Origin of the sequence: Aquabacterium sp. (genome assembly GCF_004297345.1) — a bacterium.
Taxonomy (GTDB): Bacteria; Pseudomonadota; Gammaproteobacteria; order Burkholderiales; family Burkholderiaceae_C; genus Aquabacterium.
In genome coordinates this window covers 1-16887 of sequence record NZ_SCTN01000110.1, presented here as the reverse complement: position 1 = coordinate 16887, position 16887 = coordinate 1, and the positions used below count along the sequence as shown (strand labels likewise).

15 protein-coding genes and 1 tRNA gene are annotated in these 16887 nt (G+C 60.4%); 14 read left to right on the top strand and 2 right to left on the bottom strand.

Going from position 1 to position 16887, the window contains the following annotated elements; translation table 11 throughout:
- Positions 1-186 precede the first annotated feature (186 nt).
- Positions 187-1431 carry a CmpA/NrtA family ABC transporter substrate-binding protein gene (locus EPO09_RS03335; RefSeq protein ID WP_290640123.1) on the bottom strand — a complete coding sequence of 415 codons (1245 nt, stop codon included), beginning with the start codon at positions 1429-1431 and terminating at the stop codon, positions 187-189.
- 208 nt (positions 1432-1639) lie between these two features.
- Positions 1640-2272, bottom strand: a complete 633-nt coding sequence (locus tag EPO09_RS03330; RefSeq protein WP_290640122.1) for an ANTAR domain-containing response regulator — start codon at positions 2270-2272, stop codon at positions 1640-1642.
- Between the two features lie 242 nt (positions 2273-2514).
- Between EPO09_RS03330 and EPO09_RS03325 the strand changes: the two genes are divergently transcribed.
- From EPO09_RS03325 to nuoG, 14 genes are all read left to right on the top strand, one after another.
- Positions 2515-4296: a calcium-binding protein gene (locus EPO09_RS03325; protein ID WP_290640120.1), complete on the top strand. Its 1782-nt coding sequence runs from the start codon at positions 2515-2517 to the stop codon at positions 4294-4296.
- A gap of 64 nt (positions 4297-4360) precedes the next feature.
- Positions 4361-5428 (top strand): tRNA (adenosine(37)-N6)-threonylcarbamoyltransferase complex transferase subunit TsaD, encoded by a 1068-nt coding sequence (tsaD, locus tag EPO09_RS03320; protein WP_290640118.1) that lies wholly within the window; start codon positions 4361-4363, stop codon positions 5426-5428.
- 171 nt (positions 5429-5599) lie between these two features.
- Positions 5600-5869, top strand: a complete 270-nt coding sequence (gene rpsO, locus EPO09_RS03315) for a 30S ribosomal protein S15 (RefSeq protein ID WP_290640116.1) — start codon at positions 5600-5602, stop codon at positions 5867-5869.
- Between the two features lie 214 nt (positions 5870-6083).
- Complete coding sequence (pnp, locus tag EPO09_RS03310) at positions 6084-8384, top strand: polyribonucleotide nucleotidyltransferase (protein WP_290640114.1); 2301 nt, start codon at positions 6084-6086, stop codon at positions 8382-8384.
- 8 nt (positions 8385-8392) lie between these two features.
- Positions 8393-9139, top strand: coding sequence for a triose-phosphate isomerase (gene tpiA / locus EPO09_RS03305; RefSeq protein ID WP_290640112.1), 747 nt, complete (start codon positions 8393-8395; stop codon positions 9137-9139).
- Positions 9140-9177: 38 nt separating this feature from the next.
- Entirely contained in the window at positions 9178-9531 is a 354-nt protein-coding gene (secG, locus tag EPO09_RS03300; RefSeq protein WP_290640110.1) for a preprotein translocase subunit SecG, read from the top strand.
- A 98-nt stretch (positions 9532-9629) separates the two neighbouring features.
- Positions 9630-9714 (top strand) — tRNA-Leu (locus tag EPO09_RS03295).
- Between the two features lie 245 nt (positions 9715-9959).
- Positions 9960-10319, top strand: a complete 360-nt coding sequence (locus tag EPO09_RS03290; RefSeq protein WP_290640108.1) for an NADH-quinone oxidoreductase subunit A — start codon at positions 9960-9962, stop codon at positions 10317-10319.
- 54 nt (positions 10320-10373) lie between these two features.
- A complete protein-coding gene (locus EPO09_RS03285; RefSeq protein WP_290640106.1) occupies positions 10374-10853 on the top strand; it encodes an NADH-quinone oxidoreductase subunit B family protein in 480 nt (159 codons plus the stop codon).
- Between the two features lie 15 nt (positions 10854-10868).
- Complete coding sequence (locus EPO09_RS03280) at positions 10869-11480, top strand: NADH-quinone oxidoreductase subunit C (protein WP_290640104.1); 612 nt, start codon at positions 10869-10871, stop codon at positions 11478-11480.
- Positions 11481-11495: 15 nt separating this feature from the next.
- A complete protein-coding gene (locus EPO09_RS03275; RefSeq protein WP_290640102.1) occupies positions 11496-12749 on the top strand; it encodes an NADH-quinone oxidoreductase subunit D in 1254 nt (417 codons plus the stop codon).
- Between the two features lie 25 nt (positions 12750-12774).
- Positions 12775-13272 (top strand): NADH-quinone oxidoreductase subunit NuoE, encoded by a 498-nt coding sequence (nuoE, locus tag EPO09_RS03270; RefSeq protein ID WP_290640099.1) that lies wholly within the window; start codon positions 12775-12777, stop codon positions 13270-13272.
- Positions 13273-13284: 12 nt separating this feature from the next.
- Positions 13285-14628 (top strand): NADH-quinone oxidoreductase subunit NuoF, encoded by a 1344-nt coding sequence (gene nuoF / locus EPO09_RS03265; RefSeq protein WP_290640097.1) that lies wholly within the window; start codon positions 13285-13287, stop codon positions 14626-14628.
- A gap of 11 nt (positions 14629-14639) precedes the next feature.
- On the top strand, positions 14640-16887 hold a 2248-nt coding region (gene nuoG, locus EPO09_RS03260; RefSeq protein WP_290640095.1), incomplete at its 3' end, for an NADH-quinone oxidoreductase subunit NuoG.

Here is a 16887-nt window from a genome sequence, read left to right as displayed (position 1 = left end):
TGAGCGAAGCGCAGGGCCTGCCCGATTCGGTGTGTCTGCAAAAAAGTGGCCAGTGGGGGCATCAAGGGCACCCCATCGGGCCGGTCTCAGCGGGACTCAGTTGGTTTCTTTGGCGAAACTCGAAAATTCAGACTACGAATCGGGCAGGTTGCACAAACCTGGTGCCTGGTCTCTTGGTGAAGAGGGTCAGGCCTTGACCTTGAAGCTGTCGGCGTACTTCTTGGGATCCTTGCCATCCCATACAGTGCCGTCGATCAACTTGCTGGTGCGCATCACATCCTTCGGTACGGTCACACCCATGGCGCTGGCTGCCTGCTTGTACAGATCAATCTTGTTGACCTGCTTGGCAATGGCCAGATAGTCCGGGTGGTCTTTCAGCAAACCCCAGCGCTTGTGCTGGGTCAGGAACCACATGCCATCAGACAGGTAAGGCATGTTCACCTTGCCGTCGTTGAAGAACTTCATGTGGTTGGGGTCGTCCCAGGTCTTGCCCAGGCCGTTCTGGTAGCGACCCAGAATCCGTTGGTTGATGGCTTCGACGCCTGTGTTCACATAGGACTTGGCGGCGATGGTTTCGGCCATCTTCAGCTTGTTCTGCAAGCCGGCATCGATCCACCGGCTGGCTTCCAGCACGGCCATGATCACGGCGCGTGCGGTGTTGGGGTACTTCTTGGTGAACTCATCCGTGCAGCCCAGCACCTTTTCGGGGTGATCCTGCCAGATGTCCTGCGTGGTGACGGCCGTGATGCCGATGCCGTCCACGATGGCGCGGTGTCCCCAGGGCTCGCCCACGCAGTAGCCGTCCATGTTGCCCACGCGCATATTGGCCACCATTTGAGGAGGTGGCACGGTGATGACCTTGGCATCCTTCATCGGATTGATGCCGTAAGAGGCCAGCCAGTAATACAGCCACATGGCGTGTGTGCCGGTGGGGAAGGTCTGCGCAAAGGTGTAGTCGCGCTTTTCCTTGTTCATCAAGGTGGCCAGCGATGCGCCATCCACGCCGCCTGCATCTGCCACCTTCTTGGACAGTGTGATGGCCTGGCCGTTGTTGTTCAGGCTCATCAGTACGGCCATGTCTTTCTTGGGTCCACCGATACCCATCTGTACGCCGTAGATCAGGCCGTACAGCACGTGCGCCATGTGCAGGTCGCCGTTCACCAATTTGTCTCGCACGCCCGCCCAGGATGCTTCCTTGGAGGGCACGATCTTGATACCGTACTTTTTATCAAAGCCCAATACCGAGGCCATCACGATGGAGGCGCAATCGGTCAGCGGGATGAAGCCAATCTTGACCTCTTCCAGTTCAGGCTTGTCGGAGCCCGCGGCCCAGACAGCAGATTGGAGACCAGGCACAACCCCGACGGCACTGGCGGCGGCTGCGGATTTCAAGATGGAGCGGCGGGTCATTTTCAGATCCTGCGAGTTCATGGTGCAAAGCTTTCCTGTTGAAAAACAAAAAAGGTGCCGTCGTCACGCGTATCCATCACAAGGACAGACTCACGTTTCGATGACACCTTTGTCGGAAGCTCGAAGCCCATCGTTGGGCCTCAAGGCACGCAAAGTCGCCGTTGACTTTGCTTGACTCAGGTAATGCAAATGGTGTGCCAGCCTGGATGCACAGGCTTGGGGCCGGGCTTCAGCCCAGCAGGTCGGCCGCGTCGATCAGGCGTTGGGCCACTTCGGCCAACTTGATGCCCTTGTCCATTGCCGCCTTGCGCAAGCGCGCATAGGCCTCTTGTTCACTCAGGCCCTGGCGGGTCATGAGCAGGCCCTTGGCGCGGTCGATGACCTTGCGCTCTTCCAACTGGTTGCGCGCATCGGCCAGTTCATTGCGCAGCTTTTCTTCATGTTCGAAGCGCGCCATGGCCACGTCCAGCACGGGCTTGATGTGCTCTGCAGGCGTGCCCGCCACGACGTAGGCTGAAACGCCGGCCGCGATGGCCTTGCGCAGATAACTGGTGTCCTCGTCGTCCGTGAACATGACGATGGGGCGACGCTCGTCTCGCGTGGCCATCACAACGTGCTCCAGGATGTCGCGGCCCTGCGATTCGGCATCGACCACCACCATGTCTGGCTGAATCTGGGCCAGCCTGTCGGGCAGGAATCGATCGCCCGGCAGTGTGGCCACCACGTTGTAGCCCGCCTCCAGCAGCGCGATGCGCAGGATGCGCGTGCGCTCGACCTCGGCCACCTCGTCATCATCGGGCTCGATGGACACGGTGACGGGCAGGACGATGACAACACGAAGCTGCTGCGCTTGAAGGCTCATGGGCGGGATCATGCAACAAATACGCCTGCTGGTTCACGCAGCCGAGGCAAATCGCGTCGAGACCTGTTGGCTATCACCCAATCCAGGTCAGGAGCAAGTGCTTGTCCTACTCAAGATGTGACCTTTCGCATCTTAAAGTTCGCCTGACGCCTTGATATCGTCATGCGAAAAGTGGGCGCATGCGATCAGGTTCATGCAAGACCGGCGTCCGGACATCTCCACTTCCAACTGAGGGATTCAACATGGCCATTCTCAAAGGGACATCGGGCAATGACGCGCTGGTGTCGAAGTCCATTTTGGCGGACACGCTCTACGGTTACGACGGTGACGACACGCTGGATGGAGGTCTGGGCAGCGACAAACTGGTGGGTGGGCGAGGAAACGATCTTTACATTCTGAGCGGTACGGGCGATGTCGTGGTTGAGTTGGCTGACGAGGGCATCGATACCGTGCAGGCCGCGTTCAATGTGGATCTGCGCAAGGCAAGCTATGCCAACGTCGAAAACGTCGTGCTGACGGGGGCTGCCTTGCGCGCAGATGGCTCTGCCGCAGCCAATGCGCTGTGGGGCAATGCATCGGCCAACACCCTGTATGGCTACGGTGGTGATGACACCCTGTATGGCTATGACGGCAATGACACGCTGGATGGCGGTGATGGAGAGGACGTCTTGTATGGCGGCACAGGGCGTGACCTGCTGCGTGGCGGTGCCGGTAACGATTACCTGGATGGCGGGGCAGGCATCGACACCATGGTCGGTGGCGCGGGCAATGACACCTATGTGGTCAATCTCACTAGCGATGTGGTGACCGAGGGCGTCAATGGCGGCACAGATACCGTCCTCTACGGGGTGGAGGGCGATGTTGATCTGGCCAAGATCGCCAACGTCGAGAACCTCACGCTGACTGGCTCAGGCAACTGGTCCATCAAGGGCACGGATGCGGCCAATGATCTGCGCGGCACGAATGCTGGCACCAACAAGATCTATGGCTACGGTGGCAATGACACCCTGGCCGGTGCGATGGACAACGAAGCCGACTACGGTGCGGCAGATGTGCTGATCGGTGGCACAGGTGATGACACCTATCTGCTGGACAACACCAGCGTGCAGGTGGTGGAGCAGGCTGGTGAAGGCTACGACACGATCGTCCTCAACCAGGGCACGTACACGATGGCCGCCAACGTGGAGGCGCTGTTCGTGACCTGGCAGGCCAGCGTCACGGGTAATGATCTGGACAACTACATCCGTGGCGGCGATGCGGCTGACGAACTTGACGGCGGCTTGGGTAACGACACCCTGGTCGGCGGCTTTGGTGATGACATTTACACCATCGATTCCATGGCCGATCGCGTCATTGAATCCGCTGATGGTGGTGTCGATACCATCCGCTACGCCGCGACGGCCGATGTCGTTCTGGACTACTGGCACACGATCGAGAACTTCGATCTGCTGGGCAATGCAGCCGTCAATGTGCGCGGGACGTCCGACAACAATGTGCTCAATGGCAATGGGCAAGCCAACACGCTGTACGGCATGAGTGGCAATGACACGCTGTGGGGCGGTCAAAACCAGAGCGCCGATCTGGCCGATACCCTGGTTGGTGGACAGGGTGATGACACCTATCTCTACAGGCCGCGAGATGGTCAGGTGCACATTCAGGAAGAGGGGCCAGGTGCGGATGTTCTGGCGTTCCAGGGCGGGATCAACTACAGCCAGCTGTTTTTCAGCCGTCACGGGGATGACTTGCTGGTGCAGGTCCTTGATGCGGGTGGGTTGCCCCTGGATGCGCATCAGGGTGTCACTGTGGATGCTTGGTTTGCGCCCGCTGGCGCACAGGTTGAAACCATCACGGCGGGCGGTGCCAGTCTGGATCATGGGCAAGTTGATGCCTTGATTGCGGCCATGGCCTCCTCATTTGGCGGGGGGGCGTTGCCTTCCGGGCTGGCGCCAGGCGCTGTGGCAGGCTTGATTGCACAGAATCAGCAGGTGGCGCAGCCATTCTGGCTTGGCGTTCCCACAGCCTGAGGCGCTGATTCCTGATGTGGCGCCTTGCAGCCATGACGGCTCGCAGGGCGCCTACACTTGAGGGATGTCTGAAAGATTGATCCTGGGTATCGAGTCGTCCTGTGATGAAACAGGGCTGGCCCTCGTGGCTTTGCCGCAGACCGGTGCGCCCAGACTGTTGTCCCACGCCCTTCACAGCCAGATCGACATGCATCAAGCCTATGGTGGGGTGGTGCCCGAACTGGCTTCCCGTGATCACATTCGCCGGGTGGTGCCGTTGGCGCGCCAGGTGTTGAGCGAGTCGGGCAAGTGCATGGCTGACGTCGATGTCGTGGCCTATACGCGTGGGCCGGGGCTGGCGGGCGCCTTGTTGGTGGGGGCTGGCGTGGCCTGTGCGTTGGGGGCCGCCTTGAGCAAGCCATTGTTGGGTGTGCACCACCTGGAGGGGCACCTCCTGTCGCCGTTCCTGTCGGCTGACCCACCCGAATTCCCCTTTGTGGCGCTGCTGGTATCCGGTGGGCATACCCAGTTGATGCGTGTAGATGGGGTGGGGCGCTACGAGTTGCTTGGCGAAACGGTGGATGACGCGGCGGGCGAGGCTTTTGATAAATCGGCCAAGCTGATGGGCTTGCCTTATCCGGGTGGGCCACATCTCTCCAGGTTGGCCTCATCCGGCAACCCGGGTGCTTTTGATCTGCCCAGGCCCATGCTGCACTCCGGCAATCTGGATTTTTCTTTTGCAGGACTGAAAACGGCGGTGCGCACGCATCTGGTGCGTCTGGGGTGGCTCGATCAAGCCGACCAACTTGCCGATCCGGCCAATGCGCCCGTGCTGGCCGATCTGGCGGCGTCCACTCAGACGGCCATTGTCGAAGTGCTGGTCAAAAAATCGCTGGCGGCCTTGAAGTCAACCGGACTCAAGCGGGTGGTGGTGGCCGGGGGGGTGGGGGCCAACAAGCTCTTGCGTGAGCAACTAGACAGGTCCTGCGCCAAACGGGGCATCCGCGTTCACTACCCTGAGTTGCATCTGTGCACGGACAACGGCGCCATGATCGCCCTGGCGGCCGCCATGCGTCTGCAGGCCGGTCAGGCCAATTTGACCACCGAGCCGACGTTCGACGTCAAGCCTCGCTGGGATCTGTCCGCCATCTGAGATTTTTGCTATACTCTTTGGCTTGCTGCTCTGAATGGGGTGGCAATTTCGCACGACCTGGGTTGGTTTCACCCGGCGTCGCAAGTTCATCGCAGAAACCGAAGGCGCTGGGTTCTCATTGATTGGGCTCGGTTTGCGCCAACGGCCTGCATCTGTTTTACAGGAAACACCATGTCCGTCGCAGACATCAACACCGCAGCCATCATCAAGGACAACGCCCGTTCCGCTAACGACACAGGTTCTCCTGAAGTGCAAGTGGCCCTGCTGACCACCCGCATCAACGAACTGACCCCTCACTTCAAGGCCAACAAGAAGGACCACCACGGTCGTCGCGGCCTGCTGCGCATGGTCAGCCGTCGTCGCAAGCTGCTGGACTACCTGAAGGACAAGGACTTCAGCCGCTACGCTGCACTGATCGCCAAGCTGGGCCTGCGTAAGTAAGCACCGCATGACAACGAAAAGCCTGTCTGGTTTCCTCCAGCACAGGCTTTTTGTTTTTTAAAAGCCAGACACTCGACAAGCGAACGCTGTGTCATTCCAACGGGGTTGAGTCCTCGTCAGGCCCGTTGGAATGGCATCGCGACTGAGTGACGGCATAACCGAAGGGCGCCTTGCTGCAAGGCTGGGCGCCGACACATAAACCGGAGATCACTTCATGACCATGTTCAACAAAGTCACCAAGACCTTCCAGTGGGGCAACCACTCCGTCACGATGGAAACGGGCGAGATCGCCCGTCAGGCCTCTGGCGCCGTGCTCGTCGACATCGAAGGCACCGTGGTGCTGGCCACTGTGGTGTGCGCCAAGGTTGCCAAGGCTGGCCAGGACTTCTTCCCCCTGACCGTTGACTACATCGAGAAGACATACGCGGCCGGCAAGATCCCAGGCAGCTTCTTCAAGCGCGAAGCCAAGCCTTCCGAGCACGAAACACTGACCTCGCGTCTGATCGACCGTCCGATCCGCCCCCTGTTCCCTGAAGGCTTCTACAACGAAGTTCAACTGGTCATCCACGTGGTGTCCTTGAACCCCGAAGTCTCGTCGGACATCGCTGCCATGATCGCTTCCAGCGCTGCGCTGTCGATCTCGGGCATTCCGTTCAGCGGCCCCATTGGTGCGGCCCGCGTGGGTTACATCAACGGCGAATACGTGCTCAACCCGAGCATTGCGCAACTGACCGAGTCCAAGATGGACCTGATCGTGGCTGGTACCGAAACGGCCGTGCTGATGGTCGAATCCGAAGCCGACCAGTTGTCTGAAGACGTGATGTTGGGTGGTGTGGTGTTCGGTCACGAGCAAGGCAACATCGCCATCGCCGCCATCCATGAACTGGTGCGCGACGCAGGCAAGCCAGCATGGGACTGGCAGCCTCCTGCCAAGGACGAAGACTTCATCGGCAAGGTCAATGCTTTGGCTGAAGAGAAGCTGCGCGCCGCTTACCAGATCCGCTCCAAGCAAGCTCGTACGCAAGCCTGCCGTGCTGCTTACGCTGAAGTCAAGGCCGCTCTGACGGCTGAAGGCATCGCGTTTGACGGTGTCAAGGTCGAAGGCCTGCTGTTCGATATCGAAGCCAAGATCGTGCGCAGCCAGATTCTGGCTGGCGAGCCTCGCATTGACGGTCGCGACACCCGCACTGTGCGCCCCATCGAAATCCGCACTGGCGTGCTGCCTCGCGTTCACGGCTCGGCACTGTTCACACGTGGCGAAACCCAGGCACTGGTCATCGCCACGCTGGGCACCGAGCAGGATTCGCAGCGCATTGACGCGCTGACCGGCGACTACCGCGACACCTTCCTGTTCCACTACAACATGCCTCCGTTCGCCACGGGCGAAACGGGCCGTGTCGGTACGCCCAAGCGCCGCGAAATCGGCCACGGCCGTCTGGCCAAGCGTTCCTTGGTGCCCCTGCTGCCTCCGAAGGAGGAGTTCGCCTACACCGTGCGTGTGGTCTCTGAAATCACCGAGTCCAACGGCTCCTCGTCGATGGCGTCCGTCTGCGGTGGCTGCCTGGCCATGATGGACGCCGGCGTGCCCATGAAGGCGCACGTGGCTGGTATCGCCATGGGTCTGATCAAGGAAGGCAACAAGTTCGCTGTGCTGACCGACATCCTGGGCGACGAAGATCACCTGGGTGACATGGACTTCAAGGTGGCCGGTACCACTTCCGGTATCACGGCCCTGCAGATGGACATCAAGATCCAGGGCATCACCAAGGAAATCATGCAGGTCGCGCTGGCTCAGGCCAAGGAAGCTCGTCTGCACATCCTGGGCAAGATGGTGGAAGCCATGGGCTCGGCCAACACGGAAGTCTCCGAGTTCGCTCCTCGCCTGTACACCCTGAAGATCAACCCCGAGAAGATCCGTGACGTGATCGGCAAGGGCGGCGCCACCATCCGTGGTCTGTGTGAAGAAACCGGCTGCCAGATCAACATCGCTGAAGACGGTGTCATCACTGTGGCTTCGACCGATGCCGAGAAGGCCAACTTCGCCATCAAGCGCATCAACGAAATCACCGCTGAGGTCGAAATCGGTGCTACCTACGAAGGTGCCGTCACCAAGCTGTTCGACTTCGGTGCCCTGGTGAACCTGCTGCCTGGCAAGGATGGTCTGCTGCACATCAGCCAGATCGCGCACGAGCGTGTCGAAAACGTGGGCGACTATCTGAAGGAAGGCCAGATCGTCAAGGTCAAGGTTCTGGAAACAGACGAGAAGGGCCGCATCAAGCTGTCCATGAAGGCCTTGCTGGAGCGTCCTGAAGGTATGCCTGAGCGCGAAGAGCGTGGTGATCGCGGCGACCGTGGCCCACGCGGTGACCGTGGTGGCCGTGACCGCGGCGACCGTGGTGGTCGTGATCGCGGTGACCGTGGCGATCGCAGCGACCGTGCGCCTCGTGCAGAGCAAGAGTTTGGTGCTCAAGGTGGCGAGGCTGAAGGCCAGGCCCAGCAGCAACAGCAACAGTGATTTGAGCCATGAAGAAGCTGGTTGTTGGTAACTGGAAGATGCACGGTTCGCGTGCATCCAATGCCGAGTTGATCAAGGGTCTGCTGGCGGCCGATCTGGCTGCCACGGCACCCAAGGCTGACGTGGCAGTGTGCCCGCCTGTGGTGTTTCTGGCCGATGTGGCCGAGCTGCTCAAGGGCTCGTCCATCGCCTTCGGTCCTCAGGACCTGTCCGTGCAGGCGCAAGGCGCTTTCACGGGTGAGGTCTCGGGCCCGATGGTGCGCGAGTTCGGTGCGAAGTACGCCATCGTGGGGCACTCGGAGCGTCGTAGCTACCATCTTGAGAGCGACCAGCTTGTCGCCGACAAGGCCAAGGCTGCGCTGTCGCACGGCCTGATCCCCATCGTGTGTGTCGGCGAAACGCTGGCCGAGCGCGAGGCGGGGCAGACCGAGGCCGTGGTGGCGCGTCAGTTGAAGGCTGTGATCGACACGCTGGGCGTGCAACTCGCCCAGATCGTGCTGGCTTACGAGCCAGTCTGGGCCATTGGCACGGGCAAGACCGCTTCACCTGAGCAGGCTCAGGCTGTGCACGCTTTTTTGCGTGCTCAACTCAAGGCGGCTCAACCTGATGCGGCCAAGGTGCCTTTGCTGTACGGCGGCAGCGTCAAGCCGGATAACGCGGCTGAGTTGTTCTCGCAAGCTGATATCGATGGCGGCCTCATTGGTGGCGCATCACTCAAGGCTTCGGATTTCGCGGCGATTGCTCGCGCAGCCTGAAGTTTTGACTGGATTAAGAGATCTAGGAGTTTTCTTTCATGCAACAAGCTTTGATGACGGTGGTGCTTTTGCTCCAGGTCGTATCGGCCCTGACCATGATCGGTCTGGTGCTGGTGCAACACGGCAAGGGTGCTGACATGGGTGCCTCTTTCGGTAGTGGTGCGTCGGGCAGCCTCTTTGGCGCAACCGGCAGTGCCAACTTCCTGTCGCGCTCGACGGCTGTGGCCGCTGCGGTGTTCTTCTCGTGCACGCTGGGTCTGGCATATTTTGGCAACCATCGTGCCAGCGCGTCGGAGCAATCCAGCGTGCTGGAACAGGCGGCCAGTGCAGCGGCTTCGGCGTCTGCTGCGGCGGTTCCTGCATCCGGCGCTGCGTTGATTCCGAACAAGTGACGAAATCGCGACAGTTTTTCGGTTTAGAATAAGAGGCTTCGGTGAGCCATCCTCAAGCAATCCGAAGCAAATAAATGAGCGGGGTTAACGCCCCACTTGCCGACGTGGTGAAATTGGTAGACACGCTATCTTGAGGGGGTAGTGGCGAAAGCTGTGCGAGTTCGAGTCTCGCCGTCGGCACCATAAGATTTCAAACGAGTCTTTGTGCCAATCCCATGATCAGCATCGGTTGTTTTTTCCAGGCTGAGCATGAAGGATGTGAAAGCTGCCTTCCGTTGGGTGGGTTCAGCAGTACGAAGTCCTCCGGTGGGCGCGCTGTGGATGCTGTCAGTTCAGATTCAAACCTGATTGATTGCATACCTGGCGCGCTTTTTGTTTTGTCTGTGTGGTTCAATCACGCGTCTTGTTCGTTCTGAAAGCCCTTGGCCATGAACATTGAGCAATATTTGCCTGTCATCCTTTTCATCCTGGTTGGCGTAGGTGTTGGCGTTGCGCCACAAGCACTTGGTTTTCTGCTGGGCCCTCGTCGCCCTGATGAGGCCAAGAATTCCCCTTACGAGTGCGGTTTCGAAGCCTTCGAAGACGCACGCATGAAGTTCGATGTGCGCTATTACCTGGTGGCCATCCTCTTCATCTTGTTCGACCTGGAAATCGCATTCCTGTTCCCCTGGGCTGTGGCGCTCAAGGAAGTGGGCATGACCGGCTTCCTGGCCATCATGCTGTTCCTGGGCATCCTGGTTGTGGGCTTCGCCTACGAGTGGAAGAAGGGCGCGTTGGACTGGGAGTAATCCTTCGTCTTCAGCCAAGCTTTTTCGCACGGGAATCTTCAAGAGGTAATTGATATGGGTATCGAAGGCGTCTTCAAAGAGGGCTTCATCACCACCTCGGCCGACACGCTGATCAACTGGTCCAAGACCGGTTCGCTGTGGCCGATGACATTCGGTCTGGCCTGCTGTGCCGTTGAAATGATGCACGCTGGTGCGGCGCGCTATGACATCGACCGTTTCGGCATGTTGTTCCGCCCCAGCCCTCGTCAGTCCGATCTGATGATCGTGGCCGGCACCTTGTGCAACAAGATGGCACCTGCATTGCGCAAGGTGTACGACCAGATGGCTGAGCCCCGTTGGGTGTTGTCCATGGGTTCGTGCGCTAACGGTGGTGGCTACTACCACTACAGCTACTCGGTGGTGCGCGGTTGTGACCGCATCGTGCCGGTGGACGTGTATGTGCCTGGCTGCCCTCCAACGGCTGAAGCGCTGCTCTACGGCATCCTGCAATTGCAGGCCAAGATCCGCCGTGAAAACACCATTGCACGCAGCTGATCAGGAGCCACGCGAATGACCCAAAAACTCGCCAATCTGGAAGCCGCGCTGCAAAACGTGCTGGGCGACAAGATCAAGCGCCTGGACAAGGACCGGGGTGAGCTGACCCTGACAGTGTCGGCTGCCGATTACCTTGAAGTGGCCCGCACCTTGCGTGATCACGCCGATCTGAAGTTCGAGCAACTGATGGATCTGTGCGGCATGGACTACTCGGCTTACAAGGATGGTGCGCCCAGCATCTATTCGGACGGCCCGCGTTTCTGCGCCGTGAGCCATCTGCTGTCGATCACCAAGAATTGGCGCCTGCGCCTGAAGGTGTTTGCGCCGGATGACGACTTCCCCATCGTCGCGTCCATCAACGGCATCTGGAACTCGGCCAACTGGTTCGAGCGCGAAGCTTTCGACCTGTACGGCATCGTGTTCGACGGTCACGAAGACCTGCGTCGCATCCTGACCGACTACGGCTTCATCGGCCATCCTTTCCGCAAGGATTTCCCGACCACAGGCCACGTTGAAATGCGTTACGACGAAGCGCAAAAGCGTGTGATCTACCAGCCCGTCACAGTCGAGACGCGCGAGATCACGCCGCGCATCATCCGTGAAGATAACTACGGCGGCCTGCACTAAGTCGAGGTTGGAGCCATGGCAGAAATCAAGAACTACACCCTGAACTTCGGTCCGCAACACCCGGCCGCGCACGGCGTGCTGCGCCTGGTGCTGGAGCTGGACGGCGAAGTCATCCAGCGCGCTGACCCCCACATCGGCCTGCTGCACCGCGCCACCGAAAAGCTGGCCGAATCCAAGACCTACATCCAGTCGCTGCCCTATATGGACCGACTGGATTACGTGTCCATGATGTGCAACGAGCACGCCTACTGCCTGGCCATCGAGAAGATGCTGGGCATCGAGGTGCCTGAGCGCGCGCAGTACATCCGCGTGATGTTCTCTGAAATCACCCGGGTGCTGAACCACCTGCTGTGGTTGGGCTGTCACGGTTTCGACTGCGGCGCCATGAACATCCTGATCTACTGCTTCCGCGAGCGTGAAGACCTGTTCGACATGTACGAAGCCGTGTCCGGCGCGCGCATGCACGCGGCTTACTTCCGTCCGGGCGGCGTCTACCGTGACCTGCCGGACACGATGCCGCAGTACAAGGTCAGCAAGATCAAGAACGCCAGGACGATCGCTCGCATGAACGAGAACCGTCAAGGCTCGCTGCTGGACTTCATCGACGACTTCACCCAACGCTTCCCCAAGCTGGTGGACGAGTACGAAACCCTGCTGACCGACAACCGCATCTGGAAACAGCGTACGGTGGGCATCGGTGTGGTGTCGCCCGAGCGCGCCATGCAGATGGGCCTGACCGGTGCCATGCTGCGTGGTTCCGGCATCGTGTGGGACCTGCGCAAGCACCAGCCCTACGATGTCTACAGCAAGCTGGACTTCGACATCCCCGTTGGCACTAACGGCGACTGCTACGACCGTTATGTGGTCCGCGTGGAAGAACTGCGTCAGTCCAACCGCATCATCAAGCAGTGCGTGGACTGGCTGCGCGCCAACCCAGGCCCTGTCATCACCGACAACCACAAGGTGGCACCACCTTCGCGCGTCGAGATGAAGTCCTCCATGGAACAGCTGATCCACCACTTCAAGCTGTTCACCGAAGGCTTCCACGTGCCCGAATCCGAGGCTTACGCGGCTGTTGAACACCCCAAGGGCGAGTTCGGCATCTACCTGGCTTCCGACGGCGCCAACAAGCCTTACCGCCTGAAGATCCGTGCCCCTGGCTTCCCGCACCTGGCTGCGCTGGACGAAATGTCCCGCGGTCACATGCTGGCTGACGCCGTGGCCATCATCGGCACGATGGACATCGTGTTCGGTGAGATTGACCGTTGATAGCGACCGCTGAGCGACCTAAATCATGTTGAGCGAACAAACCAAAGCGCGCTTCGACCGCGAACTCGCCAAGTACCCGGCTGACCAGCGCATCTCCGCTGTGATGGCCTGTCTGTCCATCATCCAGCAGGAACGCGGCTGGGTGTCGCCAGAGAGCGAGCAGGAAGTGGCCGACTACATCGGCGTGGCCCCCATGGCCGTGCACGAAGTCACCACCTTCTACAACATGTACAACCAGCAGCCCGTGGGCAAGTTCAAGCTGGCTGTGTGCACCAATCTGCCTTGCCAGTTGCGCGACGGCCAGAAGGCGCTGGAGCACGTCTGTCAACGCCTGGGCGTTGAAATGGGCGGCACCACGGCAGATGGCGTGTTCACCGTGCAGCAATCGGAATGCCTGGGCGCTTGCGCCGATGCACCCGTTGCCCTGGTCAACGACCGTCACATGGTCAGCTACCTGAGCAATGAGCGTCTGGACGATCTGCTGTCCACGCTCAAGGCACAGAGCGCAAGCGAATCGAAGTGAGGCCAGGACAAGATGCTTGATCTTTCCAAATTCCAGGCGACCGGCAAGGAAACCGTTTTCCACGGCCGCCACATCGAGCCCCAGATCTACGCCGGCATCGACGGCAACAACTGGGGTCTGAAGGACTACGAAGCCCGTGGCGGCTACGCAGCCCTGCGCAAGATCCTGGGCAAGGACGGTGGTCCTGGCATGACGCAGGATCAGGTCATTGCCGAGGTCAAGGCGTCTGCCTTGCGCGGTCGTGGCGGCGCCGGCTTCCCTACCGGTCTGAAGTGGAGCTTCATGCCCCGCGCTTTCCCCGGTCAGAAGTACCTGGTGTGCAACTCCGACGAAGGCGAACCGGGCACGTGCAAGGACCGCGAGATCCTGCGCTTCAACCCGCATACTGTGATCGAAGGCATGGCCATCGCTGCTTACGCGATGGGCATCACGGTGGGCTACAACTACATCCACGGTGAAATCTTCGAGGTGTACGAACGCTTCGAGGCCGCCTTGGAAGAAGCCCGTGCTGCCGGATACCTCGGCAACAACATCATGGGCAGCGACTTCACGTTCCAGTTGCACGCGCACCATGGTTTTGGCGCCTACATCTGCGGCGAAGAAACCGCGCTGCTGGAATCGATCGAAGGCAAGAAGGGGCAACCCCGCTTCAAGCCGCCTTTCCCTGCCAGCTTTGGTCTGTACGGCAAGCCCACCACGATCAACAACACCGAGACATTTGCTGCGGTGCCCTGGATCATCCGCAACGGTGGCGAAGCGTTCCTGAACACCGGCAAGCCCAATAACGGCGGCACCAAGCTGTTCTCGATCTCCGGTGACGTCGAGCGTCCAGGCAACTACGAGATCCCCATGGGCACGCCGTTCGCCAAGCTGCTGGAATTGGCCGGTGGCGTGCGCGGTGGCCGCAAGCTCAAGGCGGTGATCCCTGGTGGTTCGTCCATGCCGGTGCTGCCTGCCCACATCATGATGGAGTGCACGATGGACTATGACTCCATCGCCAAGGCCGGCTCGATGCTGGGCTCGGGTGCTGTCATCGTGATGGACGAGACCCGCTGCATGGTCAAGAGCCTGTTGCGCCTGTCCTACTTCTACATGCACGAATCGTGTGGTCAATGCACGCCTTGCCGCGAAGGCACGGGCTGGCTGTGGCGCATGATGGACCGCATCGAGAACGGCAAGGGCCGTCCGGAAGACATCGACCTGCTGAACTCGGTCGCCGACAACATCCAGGGCCGCACCATCTGTGCGCTGGGTGATGCTGCTGCGATGCCGGTGCGTGCTTTCATCAAGCACTACCGCGAAGAGTTCGTGCACCACATCGAACACAAGACCTGCATGGTCCCGGCCTACATCTGACGGGAAAATCGATGATTGAAATCGAACTCGACGGACGCAAAGTCCAGTGCCAGGAAGGCAGCATGGTGATCCGTGCTGCTGAAGAAAATGGCACCTACATTCCGCACTTCTGCTATCACAAGAAGTTGTCTATCGCGGCGAACTGCCGCATGTGCCTCGTGGACATCGAGAAGGCGCCCAAGCCCATGCCGGCTTGCGCCACACCGGTCACGCAAGGCATGATCGTTCGCACCAAGAGCGAGAAGGCCATCAAGGCTCAGCAGAGCGTGATGGAGTTTCTGCTCATCAACCACCCGCTGGATTGCCCGATCTGCGACCAGGGTGGCGAGTGCCAACTGCAGGACTTGTCCGTCGGTTACGGCGGTTCGTCTTCCCGCTATCAGGAAGAAAAGCGCGTGGTCTTCCACAAGGAAGTCGGCCCGCTGATCTCGATGCAGGAAATGAGCCGCTGCATCCAGTGCACACGCTGCGTCCGCTTCGGGCAAGAGATTGCCGGCGTGATGGAGCTGGGCATGCAGCACCGTGGTGAGCACTCCGAGATCGCGACCTTCGTCGGCCGCTCGGTGGACTCCGAACTGTCGGGCAACATGATCGACATCTGCCCGGTCGGCGCCCTGACCAGCAAGCCCTTCCGCTACAGCGCCCGTACCTGGGAACTGTCGCGCCGCAAGAGCGTGTCGCCCCATGATTCCACCGGCGCCAACCTGATCGTTCAAGTGAAGAACGGCAAGGTGATGCGCGTGGTGCCGCTCGAAAACGAAGACGTCAACGAGTGCTGGATCGCCGACCGCGACCGCTTCAGCTACGAAGCGCTCAACAGCGACGCCCGCCTGACCAAGCCCATGATCAAGCAGGGCGGTCAGTGGAAGGAAGTCGACTGGACCGTGGCCCTGGAATACGTGGCCAATGGTTTGAAGGGCATCAAGACCGAACACGGTGCCAACGCCATCGGCGCGCTGGCCACCGAGCACAGCACGGTTGAAGAACTGTTCCTGCTGGGCCAACTGGTGCGTGGCCTGGGTTCCGACAACGTCGATACCCGTCTGCGTCAAGCTGATTTCACGACCGGTGCCGGCGCACGCTGGCTGGGTCTGCCGATCGCCGAGCTGTCCACGCTGGACCGCGCGCTGGTGGTCGGTTCCTTCCTGCGCAAGGATCACCCGCTGTTTGCCTCGCGTCTGCGTCAGGCTGCCAAGCGTGGTGCACAGATTGCCGCCATCGGTGGTGCCAATGACGACTGGCTGATCCCATTGAGCCAACGCGTGACCGTGGCCCCGAGCGCCTGGGCGCAAGCCCTGGGTGACGTGGCCGTGGCCGTGGCCAACCAGCTCAACGTCGAGATCCCTTGCAACGGTACCGCTACGGATGCCGCCAAGGCGATTGCGGCTTCGCTGCTGTCGGGTCAGAACAAGGCCATCCTGCTGGGCAACGCTGCAGTGCAACACCCACAAGCCTCGTCGCTGCAAGCGCTGGCGCAGTGGATTGCCGCACAAACTGGCGCCAAAGTGGGCTTCCTGAGCGAATCGGCCAACTCGGTCGGCGCGCAACTGGTGGGCGCACAGCCTCAGCAAGGCGGCCTGAACGCTGGCCAGATGTTGGCTGGCAAAAACCTGAAGGCTGTGGTGCTGATGGGCGTCGAGCCCGAGTTCGACACCGCCAACCCAAGCGCTGCCATGGCAGCCGTGCAGGGCGCCGAGATGGTGATCGCGCTGTCGTCGTTCAAGACAGCTGCAACTGATTACGCTGACGTGATCCTGCCGATCGCCCCGTTCTCCGAAACCTCTGGCACTTTCGTTAATGCCGAAGGCCGCGTGCAAAGCTTCCACGGCGTGGTCAAGCCTCTGGGCGACACCCGTCCTGCGTGGAAGGTGCTGCGCGTGCTGGGCACGATGCTGGGTCTGGAAGGCTTCGCCTACGAGACGTCGGAAGAGGTCAAGGCGCGTGCACTGGGTGACCTGGCTGCACTGCCTGCCAAGCTGAACAACGCCACATCGGCTGCCATCAACCTGAGCGCGTCGACCGGTGGTCTGGAGCGTCTGGCCGATGTGCCGATCTATGCCGCTGATGCCCTGGTGCGCCGCGCTGAGTCGCTGCAAACCACGGCTGATGCCAAGGCGCCTGTGGCCAGTCTGCCGCAAGCCCTGTGGGCCGAACTCGGTCTGGCTGAAGGTGCTCAAGTGAAGGTGTCGCAAGACGGTGCGAATGGTGCTGTAAGTGCAGTGCTGCCCGCTGTCCTCGACGCCAGCCAGCCCGCCAACG